Origin of the sequence: Paracoccus albicereus, from assembly GCF_024359525.1 — a bacterium.
Classification (GTDB): Bacteria; Pseudomonadota; Alphaproteobacteria; order Rhodobacterales; family Rhodobacteraceae; genus Paracoccus; species Paracoccus albicereus.
Genome location: NZ_JAKZEU010000002.1, coordinates 361,284 through 374,889, shown reverse-complemented (window position 1 = coordinate 374,889; position 13,606 = coordinate 361,284). Strand labels below are relative to the sequence as shown.

Below are 13,606 nucleotides of genomic sequence, written 5' to 3'. Positions count from 1 at the left end.
ACGGGTTAGCAACGGCTTCCCCGCTTGGCAAGCTGCCCGAACCGCAGTCAGCGCCTCAGCCGCGCGCGATGCGCCGACCTTCGCTGAGCCACCCTGCGAGGATCAGACCTGCGATCAGCGCCAGCCACGCCCAGCCGGGCAGGATCGGCCGCCGCGAGAGGCCGGTGACGGTCGACGCCTCGCGCGGAGTGATCCCGATCCAGTCACCGCCGACGCCGCGACCGAAAGCCTGCCGCCCCTCTCGCACCGAACGGACAGAGGGGATGCCTTCAGAAAGCCGCAGCACCGCGCCGCCGGTCGCCTCCGACAGCGGCCCGAGCGTCGCGTCGCTGGCCACGGTCGTCTCGAACTCTCGCGGCGCCGCTGGACCAAGGGCAAGGACGCGGTTGATCGTTTCGCCGTCACGCAGGCGATAAAGGCCGGGTTCGGGCGCGGTCCAGTCGGCGGTGAAGCGTCCCGGCGCCGCTTCCTCCATCGGCAAAGTCAGGCTGTAATCGTCAGGGCCGGTGATCTCCAACGGGCCGGCGCTGTCCTGCATCGTACGCCGCGTCAGCCGGACGGTCAGCCCCGCGCCGACATCAGCCTCCAGCGCCTCTTCCTCCAGCTCCGGCTCCTTCATCGACCAATGCGCGATGCGGCGCAGCAATTCTAACTGTGGGCCGCCACCTTCGAAACCACGGCCCCAAAGCCAGACCTGATCCGAGGTCAACTGCGCCACACGACCCTCGCCCACGCGGTCCAGAACCAGCAGCGGCAAACCGTCGGCGCCGGTCATCACCACCTCGCCCTCACGGGGATCAACCTCGGCCATGCGCAGCCAGCGGCCCCAGGTCGGTGCATCCTGAACCTCTGCGTCCGGAGGCGGCGGTGCGCCCGGCAGATCGGCGGTGACAGGGTGCCGCCGCCCTTGATCCGTCAGTTCGGGCAGGAACGGCGCGTCCACCACCCGACCGGTCGGCTGCGCCGGCAGGATCCGCCCCAGCGGCGACAGGTTCAGGCTTTCCACGCTCGCCATCTCGGGACCCGCCGCGACCAGCACCGCACCGCCATCCTCGACATAACGGGCGATGTTGTCGAAATACGTCGGCGGCAGGATGCCCCGGACGCGGTAGCGGTCGAAGATGATCAAGTCGAAATCGTCGATCCGCTCCATGAACAATTCGCGGGTCGGAAAGGCGATCAACGACAATTCGGTAACCGGAACGCCATCGGACTTGTCTGGCGGACGCAGGATGGTGAAGTGAATCAAATCCACCGCCGCGTCCGATTTCAGCAGGTTGCGCCAGGTTCGCTCGCCCGCGTGCGGCTCTCCCGAGACCAGCAGCACGCGCAGCCTGTCGCGCACCCCGGTGATGGTCACGGCGGCGGCGTTGTTGCGGTCGGTCAATTCCGGCTCGCCGTCCGTTTCGGGGGCGTCAAAGCCGATTTGCACGACGTTCTGCCCCGCATGGGTCAAGGTGATCGGCACGTCCAGCGGCACGCCGGGCGGCACCGCGAGAACCTGCTCGTCCTCTCCATCGACCGAGATGCGCAAGCTGGCCGGCCGCCCGGCAACGTCGTCGGGGACCGCACCCTGATCCTCGATCCGAACGCGCAGGATCACGGTCTGATCGATCAGACCGAAGGCCGGCGCCTCTTCGATCGCTAACCGCCGGTCCCAATCCTCTGCCCGTCCGGTCAGCAGGGTATGGACCGGCGCAGGGGCGTCCTGCGGGATCAAGGCCGGATCGTGCGCCTGGCCGTCGGTCACGGCGACGATGCCGGCGACGCGATTTTCCGGTTCAGCCGCAATCGCGCGTTCCAGCGCGTCGCCCAGAAGCGTGCCTTCCTCGGCATCGCCGACCGTCACGCGGCGCAATTCGGTATTGGGCAGCGCAGCAATCTCACGCTCCAGCGCAGCGATGGCCTCGTCTGTCTGATCGGAGCGACCTGGCAAAGACTGGCTAGCGCTGCGATCGTCGAGCAGGATCACGATGTCGGACAGACCGGCGCGCGTCGCCAGTTCCAGCGCAGGTCCGGCCAGAGCGGCCGCGGCGGCAAGTCCGGCCAGCCCCCGCCATGCCCAGCCCTTGAGCTTACGCCAAAGCGCGAAGCCCGCGACCAGCAACGCGACCGCGGTCAGCGCGCCGATCATCCACCACGGCAGCATCGGATCGAAGCGAAGGCTGCCGGTCATGGCATCACCTCGATCTCTCCGCTTTCCTCGCGCAGGCGATCAAGCAACGCGGGCACGTGAACCTGGTCGGATTTGTAGTTACCCGTCAGCACATACATGATCAGGTTGATGCCAAAGCGGAACGCCATCTCGCGTTGCCGCTCGCCCTCGAACCCGCGACCGACGGGTAGAACAGGCACGCCGCTTTCATCCAGCGCCCAGGCCGCGGCCCAGGAATTCGCCCCGATCACGACCGGACTGACGCCATCGTTCAGCGTGCGGAAGGGCTGCCCTTCCAACCGTTCGGCGCCTGCTGGCGGCGCTTCGGCCCAGACGGGATTGCCCTGCCAGCGGCCGGGAAAATCCTCGAGCAGATAGAAGCTGCGGGTCAGGACGTGATCGTCGGGGATCGGCGCCAGCGGCGGGACGTCCAGCGGTGCGGCCAAGGCCTGCAAGGTACCGCTCATATCTGGACCGCCGACACCGGCAAGATCACCATCGCGCGTGTCGAAGAGGATCATTCCGCCCGAGCGCAGGAAATGGTTCAGCCGCACATAGGCCTGCGGCGAAGGAGTGGGCTGACCTTCGGTCACCGGCCAGTAGAGAAAGGTCAGCACCGACAGATCGGCGGTGTCGAGATCGATCGCGACAGGCGCACCCGGCTCGACCGATGTGCGTAGCGACATCACCCGCGCAAGTCCTGACAGGCCCTGTTCGGAAAGAAGGTCTACGTCCTCCTCGCCGGTCAGCACGTAGGCCAGTGCGACCTCATCGGCGGCCCGGATCGTTTCCTCGTCGATCTCGGTCGGCGTCGCTTGAGCCTGTGCGCCCGGTGCAGGCATCATCAGGATCAGGGCACCAACCACCATCGCGGCGGTCGCACCGCGCCGTACGCGCATTCCGCGCGCCAACAACGCAGAGGCCAAAGCATCAAGCGCCAGCAGCAGCACCGCGATAACGATCAGCGGCGGCTTGAGATCCCGTCCGGGTGCGGAAGCCGCCTCCTCGATCACGGCACCGGGCCACGTCGCCAGGACCAGCGGGCCCCCAGCGTTCAGCGCCTGCTGCCGTTCGCCAGCGCGATAGAGGCCCGCAGGCTGGCCCGGCCCCGGGCCAAGCGCCAGATCGCCGCCCAAGACGGGAGCCAGATCATCGGCATTTTGCGTGCGACCGTAGCCATCCAGAACCAACTCGGGCGTCCAGAAAGATTGCTCGCGATCGGTTGCCTGTGCCTCATCGGGAACGCTGGCTCGAGCGCTGGCGACGAGCCGGTCCAGCATCTCGACGAAAAGGCCCGAGATCGGGAGGTTCGACCATTCGGCATTGGCGGTGACGTGGAAAAGGACCACCTGACCCTGCCCGCGCTCGGCCCGCGTGATCAGCGGCGTGTTGTCTGTCAGCGAGGCGATGGTCCGGCTCGACAGGTCGGGCGCAGGTTCTGCCATCAGCTGTGCGCGGATCGCCACGTCCTCGGGCGCTGCAAGACCGGCGAACAGGCCGTCACCCGAAAATTCGGCCAGCCCGCGTGGATCGCCCCAGCTCAGCGCGCCACCGATATCGCGCCCACCGGGACGCAGACGGACCGGCAGTAGCGGATCATCGGCAAGCCGATCCGATGCCGCCATGCGCGGTCCGGCGAAGCGGATCAGCATGCCGCCATCCTCGACCCAGGCGGCAAGCTGGTCGGTTTCGGGCATCCCGATCTGATCCGCCAGCACGATCACGTCGGGTGCGGTGTTCAGCACGTCGCCCAGACCACCTTCGACCACGTCGGATGTCGGTTCCAGCGCCTGGCGCAGATAATGCAGCGGCGACAGCAATTGCTGGCCTTCGGCCGCGCTGTCCTGATCGCCGACAAGTCCGACCTTGCGCCGCCGTACGCGATCATCGGCCAGCACGACGCCACCGGCATGTGCCTCGCCCTCGATCTGGAAGCGGGTGATGCGGTTGCGTAACTCCGGCGGCAGGTCGATCGCGACGGGATGGCGGGTGATGCCGCCTTCGGTCACGGGATCGCCTGGGGTCAGCTTGGCCAGTTCACGCTCGATCCCTTGAGGGTCCGGCCCGATGGCCAGGATTGCGCGCGGCAACGCGTCGGTGCCGTGCAGCGTCAGCGATGGCGTGTCACCTTCGGCAAGGCTCAGCGCGGTGATCGGTCGTCCGGGCGGAACAACAGTCACGGGACCGCGCTCACTGAGGGCCGACAGCCATGCGGCGCGGTTTTCACCGTCGAGCCCGTCCGCGACCCACAAGGTCGAAAGCGGACCTTCGGGAACATCGACCAAGGCACCAGCGGGATCGTCGGGCAGACGTGAGGTCCATGCCTGTGGTGCGGCGCCATTCAGTCCCGCGATCAGCCGGTCGGCGGCCTCGAAGGCAAGCGGCCCATCCGCGCCCTGCCCGTCCGCCATCAACAGCGCTGTCGGCCGCCCGGCGGCAGCCGCATCGTTCAGCGCCCGCTCGGCCCGGGCCTGCCGCGCGGACCAGTCGGGCGCCGCCGCCCATCCTGAATCGACGATCACCAGCAGCGGACCGCTGGCAGGCGCGGTCACGACGGGCTTCCACAGCGGACCCGCGAAGGCAAGGATCAGCAAGCCGACGGCCAGGATCCGCAGCAGCAGCAGCCACCACGGCGTGCGTTGCGCCACTGGATTGCGATCGCGCAGACCCTGCAGCAGGCGCACGCCCGGAAATGCCAGGCGCTTCGGGGCAGGCGGCATCGCGCGCAGGATCAGCCACAGGACCGGCTGCGCGGCCAGCGCCGCCAGCAGCCAAGGCGTGGCAAAACCCAGGGGCCCGAGGATCAGCATCGCCCTAGCCCTCCAGCATCCGGTAGAGCCACATCAGCGCCGAGGCCGGCGGTGTGGCCGTGTCATGGGTACCGAAATGCCAACCTGCGGCGCGGGCCGTGTCGGTCAGCAGCGCGCGGCGTTCAGCAAGACGCGACAGATAGGCGTCACGCAGACCACCGGCATCGCGGGTGTCGTGCCGCATTCTGCCGGTCGCCGACTGAAACAGAACCGCCCCGGCGAAGGGGAATACTTCTTCATCGGGGTCAAGCACCTGCAGCGCGGCGCCGCGAACACCCATGGCCGCGGCTTGGGCGATGTAGTCCGTCAGTGGGTCGACGTCGCCCAGAAAATCGCCCAGCAGGATCACCCGCTGGTTGGGGCGCAGCGACTGCGCGGGCGGGATATCGTCGTCATCCTCGACCAGCGGCTGCAGGGCCAGTGCCTCTGCGATCCGGTCGCCCTGAACCCGTCCAGCGCGCGGCGGCGACCCCGCCAGCGCCACCTTTTCGCCCCCGCGAAGCAGAAGCATGGCGAGCGCGAGGCCGAGGACCTGCGCCCGTTCGCGCTTGGTCGGACGTTCGTCGCGCGGACCGCTACCCGATCCGGCGAAATCCATGCCGCGCCCGGCGCTGACCCAGATCTGAACCGCCTGCGCGGTCTGCGCCTCGCGGTCGCGGACAAACTGCTGGTCCGACCGGGCCGAGCGGCGCCAGTCGATGGACCGCGCCGTATCACCCTGTCCGGCCGGGCGATACTGCCAGAAATCCTCGCCAGCCCCACCACGACGCAGGCCGTGCGCGCCAGGCGCGATCATCGCTGCCAGGCGTTCGGCTGACAAGACCAGCGCGGGCAGCGCCGCGGCCGCGGATTGGGCACGGGTGCGGAGGTCGGCCGGGCTTGCCATCATGCGGCGCGGCTGACCCCGATCCGGTCGGACAGGAGCCGTTCGATCACGCCTTCAATCGTTTCACCGCGTGCGCGGGCGGCGAAGGACAGCGCCATGCGGTGGCGCAGCACCGGCGCGGCCATTGCTTCGACATCGGATAGCGTGGGCGCAAAGCGTCCCTCCATCGCGGCGCGAGCACGGGTGACAAGCATCAACGCCTGTGCGGCGCGCGGGCCGGGACCCCAGACCAGGCTGTCGCCCAGCCAGGGCGCGCTTTCACCCGAACCGGGACGCGCGGCGCGCACCAGATCGAGGATCGCGTCCACGACCGTTTCGCCCACCGGCATCTGACGGATCAGCCGCTGCGCGGCGATCAGGCCCGCCCCGTCAAAGACGGCATGCGCGGCACCGGCGTCAATTCCGGTCGTCGCCAGAAGGATGTCGCGTTCGGTATCGCGGTCGGGGTAATCGACGTCGATCTGCAGCAGGAAGCGGTCTAGCTGCGCCTCGGGTAGCGGATAGGTACCCTCCTGCTCGATCGGGTTCTGCGTCGCCAGCACGTGGAACGGCCGGCCCAGCGGACGGTGCTGGCCGCCAATCGTGACCTCGTGTTCCTGCATCGCCTGCAGCAGCGCCGATTGCGTCCGCGGGCTGGCGCGGTTGATCTCGTCGGCCATCAGAAGCTGGGTGAAGACCGGCCCTTCGATGAAGCGGAAGGCGCGGCTGCCATCGGGCGCCACGTCAAGGACCTCGGACCCCAGGATGTCGGCGGGCATCAGGTCAGGCGTGAACTGGATGCGCTGTGTGCCCAGCCCCAGGACCGTCCCCAAGGTGTCCACAAGCATCGTCTTGCCAAGGCCGGGCTGGCCCACCAGCAGAGCGTGACCGCCCGACAGGATCGAGGCGAGGACCTGCTCAACCACGGCATGCTGACCGACGAATCGCCGCTCGATGCTGGCGCGCGCGCCGGCCAGTGTCTCGCCCAGTGCGGTGATCTCGCTGACAAGCCGCTCGTCGGTGTTCATGACATTGCCTCTCATCTGCCCTGATGTCACCATAGGGGCTTGCAGGCAGGGCGACCACAGCGAATGGCAGACGGGACTGACAATAGCGTGAGTGCGGCAGGTCTGGCCGAAATGGCGGCACAGGCTGGACGCAAGGCGGGCGGATTGCCGCCGGTCGATCAGTGGAATCCTCCCTATTGCGGCGAGATGGATCTGGAGATCCGGGCCGATGGCAGTTGGTGGCATGAAGGCACGCCGATCGGCCGCCCGGCGATGGTCCGGCTGTTCTCGACCATCCTGAAGCGTGAAGGCGACCGGCATTACCTGGTCACGCCGGTGGAGAAGGTCGGCATCCGGGTCGAGGATGCGCCGTTTCTGGCCATCGACGCTGATTTCGCCGATGACGCGATCACCTTCAGCACCAATGTCGGCGACACCGTGATCGCCGGCCCCGACCATGCGATCCGCGTCGCCACCGGCAAGGACGGAGAGCCGCGTCCCTACGTCCATGTTCGCGGCGGGATGGAGGCGCTGATCGACCGCAAGACGTTCTATCGATTGGCGGAACGTGCCGAGGCGGGCCCCGATGGACGGATGGGTGTTGTTTCCGGCGGGCGCTTCTTCGCGCTGGAGACGTAGATGCGGTTCTGCGCGAACGTGACGCTGCTCTTCACGGAAATGCCGATGTTGCAGCGTTTCTCGGCCGCCAAGCGCGCCGGGTTCGACGGGGTCGAAATTCTGTTTCCCTACGATCTGACGGTCAAGGATATCAGTCGGGCCGCGCTGACCGCAGGGACCGATGTGGTGCTGATCAACTGCCCGCCGCCCAACTGGGCCGGCGGACCTCGGGGCTTTGCGGCAGAACCCGACCGGATCGAACGCTTTCGCCGCGATTTCGACCGCAGCCTGCGCGTGGCCGAGGCACTGCGCGTTCGCCATATCCACATCATGGCGGGGCGGGCCGAAGGCGACGCGGCCCGCGACTGTATGATCGAGAATCTGCGTTGGGCGACAGCCCGCGCGCCGCATGCGAGCCTGACGATCGAGCCGATCAACCGCGACACGATGCCGGGCTATTTTCTGTGTGACTATGACCAGGCCGCGGGCATCATCGATCAGGTGGGGGCGCAAAACCTGTCGTTGCAGTTCGACACGTTCCATGCCCACGCTATCACCGGTGACGTTCTGTCGACCTTCGCTGCACACCGTCCCTTGATCCGCCATATCCAGATCGGTTCGTTTCCGGCGCGCGCCGAACCCGGACCTGGTCCGATCGACTTTCCGGGCTTTTTTCAAGCAGTGCGTGCGTCAGACTATCGGGGCTGGATCAGCGCCGAGTACAATCCCACCGGCATGACTTCGGACGGCCTGGGCTGGTTGGCGGAAGAACGTCGCGACGGCACCGGGGAAGCTGCGTCCTGACCGGGCCACTGGAAAAATAGGCAATGCGGACAACGCGATGGAACCATGCGGCGGGTCAGTCGTTGGACAGAAATCAGCAGCCCGCGGAACCGGGAAAGGATCGCCTCATGAACTCCATTATCTATATCGTCGGCCTGATCGTCGTCGTCCTGTTCATTCTGTCCATCCTTGGCCTTCGCTGACGCGAGCCGCTTTCAACGGAAGGAAATGTCATGAACAGCATCATCTACCTCGTCGGTCTTGTCGTCATCGTGCTGGCGATCGTGGGCTTCGTGCTCTGACAGACACAGCGACTTAGCGTTGCGCATCACCGGGCCGGGATTCGCCGCTGGCAATCCCGGCCCTGCTGCGTTAGGGGGCAGCCGACCCGAAGGACAGGACGGCTGCCGCCATGGATATCCGCAACATCGCCATCATCGCCCATGTTGACCATGGCAAGACGACGCTCGTCGACCAGCTGCTGAAGCAGTCTGGTTCGTTCCGCGAAAATCAGGCCGTCGCCGAGCGCGCGATGGACAACAACGACATCGAACGTGAGCGCGGGATCACCATCCTTGCCAAGGCCACCTCGGTCGAGTGGAAAGGCACGCGCATCAACATCGTCGATACGCCCGGACACGCCGATTTCGGCGGAGAGGTCGAGCGGATCTTGTCGATGGTCGATGGCGTGTGCCTGCTGGTCGATGCCGCCGAAGGCCCGATGCCGCAAACGAAATTCGTGACATCGAAGGCGCTCGCACTTGGCCTGAAGCCGATCGTCGTGCTGAACAAGGTCGATAAACCGGCGGCTGAACCGGATCAGGCGCTGAACGACGTGTTCGACCTGTTTGCCAACCTCGGTGCCAGCGATGAACAACTGGACTTCCCGCATGTCTATGCCTCGGGAATCGGTGGATGGGCAGACGAGGAGCTCGACGGACCGCGCAAGGACCTGTCGGCGCTGTTCGACCTGATCCTGCGGCATGTGGCACCGCCTGCCCAGGTGTCGCGCGATGACCAGCCATTCCAGATGCTCGCCACGACGCTGACCGCCGACCCGTTCCTGGGACGGCTGCTGACCGGCCGGGTCGAGGCAGGGCGCGCCAAGGCCGGTGACACGGTCAAGGCATTGTCGCGTACCGGCGAGCGGGTGGAACAGTTCCGCATCACCAAGGTGCTGGCATTCCGCGGCCTGAACCAGACACCAATCGATGAAGCAGTCGCGGGCGACATCGTCACGCTGTCGGGGATGGCCAAGGCGACTGTGGCCGACACGATCTGCGCGCCGGAAGTGGACACCGCGCTTGATGCCCAGCCGATCGATCCGCCGACGATCTCGGTCACGTTCGGGATCAACGACAGCCCTCTGGCGGGCCGTGATGGTTCGAAGGTCCAGTCCCGCGTCATCCGTGAGCGCCTGATGCGCGAGGCGGAATCCAATGTCGCCATCCGCATCGAGGACACCCCCGGCGGTGAGGCCTTTGTTGTGTCTGGCCGCGGCGAATTGCAGATGGGCGTGCTGATCGAGAACATGCGCCGCGAAGGGTTCGAGCTGTCGATCTCCCGCCCCCGTGTGATCTTCCGCGAGGAAGGCGGCGAGCGGATGGAGCCGATCGAAGAAGTCATCGTCGATGTCGACGATGAATATTCCGGCACCGTCATCGACAAGCTGACCGGCAACCGCCGGGGCGATCTGGTCGAAATGCGGCCTGCAGGTGCGGGCAAGACGCGTATCGTCGCCCATGTCCCGTCGCGCGGCCTGATCGGTTATCAGGGCGAATTCATGACAGACACGCGCGGCAACGGCGTTCTGAACCGCATCTTCCACGACTGGGCACCCTACAAGGGGGCGATCCAGGGTCGCCGCCAGGGCGTTCTGATCAGCATGGAGAACGGCGTCTCGGTCGCCTACGCGCTCTGGAACCTGGAAGAGCGCGGCAAGCTGTTCATCGGCGCGCAGGAACAGGTCTACGAGGGCATGATCATCGGCGAACATTCGCGCGATAACGACCTCGAGGTGAACCCGCTCAAGGGCAAGAAGCTGACGAACGTCCGCGCCTCGGGCACGGACGAAGCGGTTCGCCTGACCCCGCCGGTTCGCCTGAGCCTGGAGGCCGCGATCGCCTATATCGACGACGATGAACTGGTCGAGGTCACACCGCGCAGCATTCGCCTGCGCAAGCGTCATCTGGACCCGCACGAGCGCAAGCGCCAGGCCCGCGCCGAAGCCTGACCTGATGCCTCTGGCCCATTCGCGGTCAGAGGCTGTGTCCGGCCGGCCATACATTTACAAGACCCGGTATATTATCGCAGCCCTTCCGTAAAAACGGCTTGAAAAACGAAGCCGCGTTTCGTTCGGTAATGGCGGTGCGAGCCTGAATGTCGCGCACCATCGAGGATGTGATGCCGAACCACGACAAGCTGACCGCCGCTCTGGTCCGCCTGACCGACGGGCGCGCCAATGGCGCGAGCCTGCCCAGTCTGGCACAGATCGCGGATTCAGCCGGGCTGGAACTGGATATCGCGCGCGACATCGTCGAAGACGAGCATGAATTGATGATCGCGGTGGCCGAGGTCGCGCTGATCAAGATGATCGACTGGACGACCCGTCGCATTACCAGCGCCCCCGTGGATGATCCGGTCGCGCAGATCACCGCCTTGGGTGAGGCTTATCTGGACTGGGCGTTCGACGATCTGGCGGCCTTCAGGGTCATCTACGATCGTCGCTATATAGACCTCGACAACGAACCCCGCCTGTCCCGCTATGCCGAGTCGATCCGGCGGCTGGTTCTGGGACTGATCGAACGGGCGCGCGACAGCGGCCGGATCAGCAGGGACGCTGATATCGACGTCCTGATGCTCGCCGCACGCGCCTTTGTCTATGGGTTGGCGCGCATGGCCGCTGACGATCACCTGCAGGGATGGGTTCCGACCGAAGAGCCGCTCGAACTGTCGAAGCGTTCGTTCCGCGACTACGTCTCGCGCATGGTCGGCGATCAGTCTGCCGCGGCCTTGAACGGAACGATTCCGGTCGTCTAGGTCCGGGGCCGAACGTCAGATCTGACGTTCGGGCATCTGCACCACCAATCCGTCCAGCGCATCCGTCACCTTGAGCTGGCAGGTCAGCCGCGACCGTTCCGGATCGGGCTCGTAGGCAAAGTCCAGCATGTCCTGTTCCATCGGATCCCGCGGCGGCAACCGATCGACCCAGGCAGGATCGACATACACATGGCAGGTCGAACAGGCACAGGCGCCACCGCAATCGGCGTCGATACCGGGAATGCCGTTGTCTCGCGCGCCCTCCATCACCGTCATGCCGGGTTTGACGTCGACCTCGTGCTTGGTTCCGTCGTGCTCGATATAGGTGATCCGCGCCATGATGCCTTCCTTCGGTTCAGACCGCGCAGATAGGTCATCACGCGCGCATTGAAAAGGGGCGGGAAATCCCGCCCCTTCGTTCACGTCTTGCCTTTACCGCGTCGGATCAGCTTTCAGCGATCGGAAGGGCGACGAAACGCGGTTCGCCGGCACGGCGGATCAGCACCAGGATCGACTTGCGGCCTGCGTCGCGGGCTTCAGAGATTCGGTCTTCCATGTCGCTCATCGACGTCACCGGCTGCTGGCCGGCCTCGGTGATGATGTCACCGGCGGCAATGCCCTTTTCGGCGGCGTCACCTTCGGGATCGACAGCTTGGACGACCAGACCCTGCATGTCGCGACTGACGCCCAGTTCCGCCGCCAGTTCGGGGCTCAGCGGGGAAAGCTGCATCCCGAGCACGTTCGACTGGGTCTCTGGGTCTTCCGACGAGCCGACGCTGGCAGTGCCGTTCCCCTCGGCCAACTCGCGGCGACCCAGCGTCACGCTCAGCGTCATCGGTTCGCCGTTGCGCTGGACGATGACCTCGACGGCTTCGCCCGCAGGGGCATCGGCCACTCGGCGCACCAGCGAGCGCGTGTCCTCGACCTCACCACCATCGAAGCTGGTGATCACGTCGCCGGCTTCCATCCCGGCATCCCGAGCGGGACCTTCGGGCACATCCGTGACCATCGCGCCGTTCTCGGCGGCAAGGCCCATGGCTTCGGCCATGTCCGGCGTCACGTCCTGGATCTTGACGCCCAGCCAGCCGCGCCGGGTTTCACCGTATTCGCGCAACTGATCGACCACGCTCGAGACGACGTTCGAGGCCATCGAGAAGCCGATCCCGATGCTGCCGCCGCTGGGCGACAGGATCGCGGTGTTCACGCCGACGACGCGGCCATTCATGTCGAAGAGCGGGCCGCCCGAGTTGCCGCGGTTGATCGCCGCATCGGTCTGCAGATAATCATCATAGGTGCCCGAAAGCTCGCGATTGCGGGCCGATACGATGCCGGTCGAGGCCGAGAAGCCCTGCCCCAGCGGGTTGCCGAGTGCGAGAACCCAGTCCCCCACACGGGCACTGTCGGAATCGCCGAATTCCACGAAGGGCAGCGGATCGGGGCTGTCGACCTTGAGCACGGCGATGTCGGTGTTCGGATCGGTCCCGATCACCTCGGCCGGCAGGCGTTCACCCGAATAGAATTCGATCTCGATCTCGTCAGCACCGTCGATGACGTGGTTGTTGGTGACGATGAAGCCTTCGGCCGAAATCACGAAGCCCGAGCCGAGGGCGTTAGACCGCTGCGGACCCATCGGGGCACGGGGGCCCCCCTCCGGTCCCTGCGGCCCAAATCCGAAATCCCGGAACAGGTCCGAGAAGGGACTTCCTTCGGGGAAGCTGGGCCCGCCGTCCTGCGATGCGGGCCGAGAGACGACCGAGGTCGTGGTGATGTTGACGACGGCAGGCGCGACCTTTTCGACCAGCGTCGCGAAGCTGTCAGGCATTCCCGGCGAAACGGGCGTCTCGGCGCTGAGCGGCTGGTTGTTGTTCGCGGCCTGCCGCGCCTCTTGCTGCGCCTCGGGCGACAGTTCGCCCGGATTGTCGTCTGCGTTCTGGCTCTGGTCCTGCGTCTGACCCTGCGGCATCGGATCGGCGGGGGTCGGGCTCTGCTGCGCGCCGGCGTAGCCAAGGCCCATCGCGATGGCGAGCGCCGAGGCCGTCACGAGTTGGCGCGAGAAGATCGGTTTCATGTCGGAGATGCTCCTGTGTTCTTCGGATTCCGCCTGACGGAAAGCGAGATGATGTGAACCGGATATGGGCCTACGTTGCAAATAAACCACGATCGCGGACCATGAACTGATCGTGACTTTTGTTTCGAAAGAAAAGCGGCGCCCCAATGGGACGCCGCCGGAAGTTCAGTTCGCGGGGGGCTCGGCCGTCTCCGGCTCTGCCGTTTCGGCAGCACCGTCATCCGGTGCGGGTTCGGTCGGCTCTGCTGCCGCTTCGCCCTC

Annotated in this window: 10 protein-coding genes; 4 read left to right on the top strand and 6 right to left on the bottom strand. The window is 66.2% G+C overall.

The genetic code is table 11. The features are described 5' to 3' along the window. Positions 1-55 precede the first annotated feature (55 nt). The 4 genes from MLD63_RS05395 to MLD63_RS05380 are packed head-to-tail and all read right to left on the bottom strand — an operon-like array spanning position 56 to position 6,858. Positions 56-2,176 carry a hypothetical protein gene (locus tag MLD63_RS05395; RefSeq protein ID WP_255328868.1) on the bottom strand — a complete coding sequence of 707 codons (2,121 nt, stop codon included), beginning with the start codon at positions 2,174-2,176 and terminating at the stop codon, positions 56-58. Then, positions 2,173-4,965 (bottom strand): DUF4159 domain-containing protein, encoded by a 2,793-nt coding sequence (locus MLD63_RS05390; RefSeq protein WP_255328867.1) that lies wholly within the window; start codon positions 4,963-4,965, stop codon positions 2,173-2,175. Before MLD63_RS05390 ends, MLD63_RS05395 begins: the two co-directional genes overlap by 4 nt. 4 nt (positions 4,966-4,969) lie before the next feature. Further along, positions 4,970-5,854: a DUF58 domain-containing protein gene (locus MLD63_RS05385; protein ID WP_439957626.1), complete on the bottom strand. Its 885-nt coding sequence runs from the start codon at positions 5,852-5,854 to the stop codon at positions 4,970-4,972. Further along, entirely contained in the window at positions 5,851-6,858 is a 1,008-nt protein-coding gene (locus MLD63_RS05380; RefSeq protein WP_255329504.1) for an AAA family ATPase, read from the bottom strand. The genes MLD63_RS05385 and MLD63_RS05380 overlap by 4 nt, the downstream gene beginning before the upstream one ends. 63 nt (positions 6,859-6,921) lie before the next feature. On the opposite strand from MLD63_RS05380, the gene MLD63_RS05375 reads away from it, so the two are divergent. The 4 genes from MLD63_RS05375 (at position 6,922) to MLD63_RS05360 (ending at position 11,277) form a co-directional block, all read left to right on the top strand. Beyond that, a complete protein-coding gene (locus MLD63_RS05375) occupies positions 6,922-7,476 on the top strand; it encodes a DUF1285 domain-containing protein (protein WP_255328866.1) in 555 nt (184 codons plus the stop codon). After that, the gene (locus tag MLD63_RS05370) at positions 7,477-8,259 is read left to right on the top strand and encodes a hydroxypyruvate isomerase family protein (RefSeq protein ID WP_255328865.1); all 783 of its coding nucleotides are present in this window, start codon (positions 7,477-7,479) and stop codon (positions 8,257-8,259) included. 391 nt (positions 8,260-8,650) lie between these two features. Next, positions 8,651-10,471 carry a translational GTPase TypA gene (gene typA, locus MLD63_RS05365; protein WP_255328864.1) on the top strand — a complete coding sequence of 607 codons (1,821 nt, stop codon included), beginning with the start codon at positions 8,651-8,653 and terminating at the stop codon, positions 10,469-10,471. A gap of 146 nt (positions 10,472-10,617) precedes the next feature. Beyond that, a complete protein-coding gene (locus MLD63_RS05360) occupies positions 10,618-11,277 on the top strand; it encodes a TetR-like C-terminal domain-containing protein (protein WP_255328863.1) in 660 nt (219 codons plus the stop codon). A gap of 15 nt (positions 11,278-11,292) precedes the next feature. On the opposite strand, the gene MLD63_RS05355 is transcribed toward MLD63_RS05360, so the two are convergent. Then, complete coding sequence (locus MLD63_RS05355) at positions 11,293-11,616, bottom strand: 2Fe-2S iron-sulfur cluster-binding protein (RefSeq protein ID WP_255328862.1); 324 nt, start codon at positions 11,614-11,616, stop codon at positions 11,293-11,295. 106 nt (positions 11,617-11,722) lie between these two features. Further along, the gene (locus MLD63_RS05350) at positions 11,723-13,345 is read right to left on the bottom strand and encodes a Do family serine endopeptidase (RefSeq protein WP_255328861.1); all 1,623 of its coding nucleotides are present in this window, start codon (positions 13,343-13,345) and stop codon (positions 11,723-11,725) included. Between the last annotated feature and the right edge of the window lie 261 nt (positions 13,346-13,606).

Excerpts from the sequence above, each read along its gene's own strand:
- MLD63_RS05395 (WP_255328868.1), bottom strand. The coding sequence starts at position 2,176 with ATGACCGGCAGCCTTCGCTTCGATCCGATGCTGCCGTGGTGGATGATC.
- MLD63_RS05390 (WP_255328867.1), bottom strand. The coding sequence starts at position 4,965 with ATGCTGATCCTCGGGCCCCTGGGTTTTGCCACGCCTTGGCTGCTGGCG.
- MLD63_RS05385 (WP_439957626.1), bottom strand. The coding sequence starts at position 5,854 with ATGATGGCAAGCCCGGCCGACCTCCGCACCCGTGCCCAATCCGCGGCC.
- MLD63_RS05380 (WP_255329504.1), bottom strand. The coding sequence starts at position 6,858 with ATGAACACCGACGAGCGGCTTGTCAGCGAGATCACCGCACTGGGCGAG.
- MLD63_RS05375 (WP_255328866.1), top strand. The coding sequence starts at position 6,922 with ATGGCAGACGGGACTGACAATAGCGTGAGTGCGGCAGGTCTGGCCGAA.
- MLD63_RS05370 (WP_255328865.1), top strand. The coding sequence starts at position 7,477 with ATGCGGTTCTGCGCGAACGTGACGCTGCTCTTCACGGAAATGCCGATG.
- typA (WP_255328864.1), top strand. The coding sequence starts at position 8,651 with ATGGATATCCGCAACATCGCCATCATCGCCCATGTTGACCATGGCAAG.
- MLD63_RS05360 (WP_255328863.1), top strand. The coding sequence starts at position 10,618 with ATGTCGCGCACCATCGAGGATGTGATGCCGAACCACGACAAGCTGACC.
- MLD63_RS05355 (WP_255328862.1), bottom strand. The coding sequence starts at position 11,616 with ATGGCGCGGATCACCTATATCGAGCACGACGGAACCAAGCACGAGGTC.
- MLD63_RS05350 (WP_255328861.1), bottom strand. The coding sequence starts at position 13,345 with ATGAAACCGATCTTCTCGCGCCAACTCGTGACGGCCTCGGCGCTCGCC.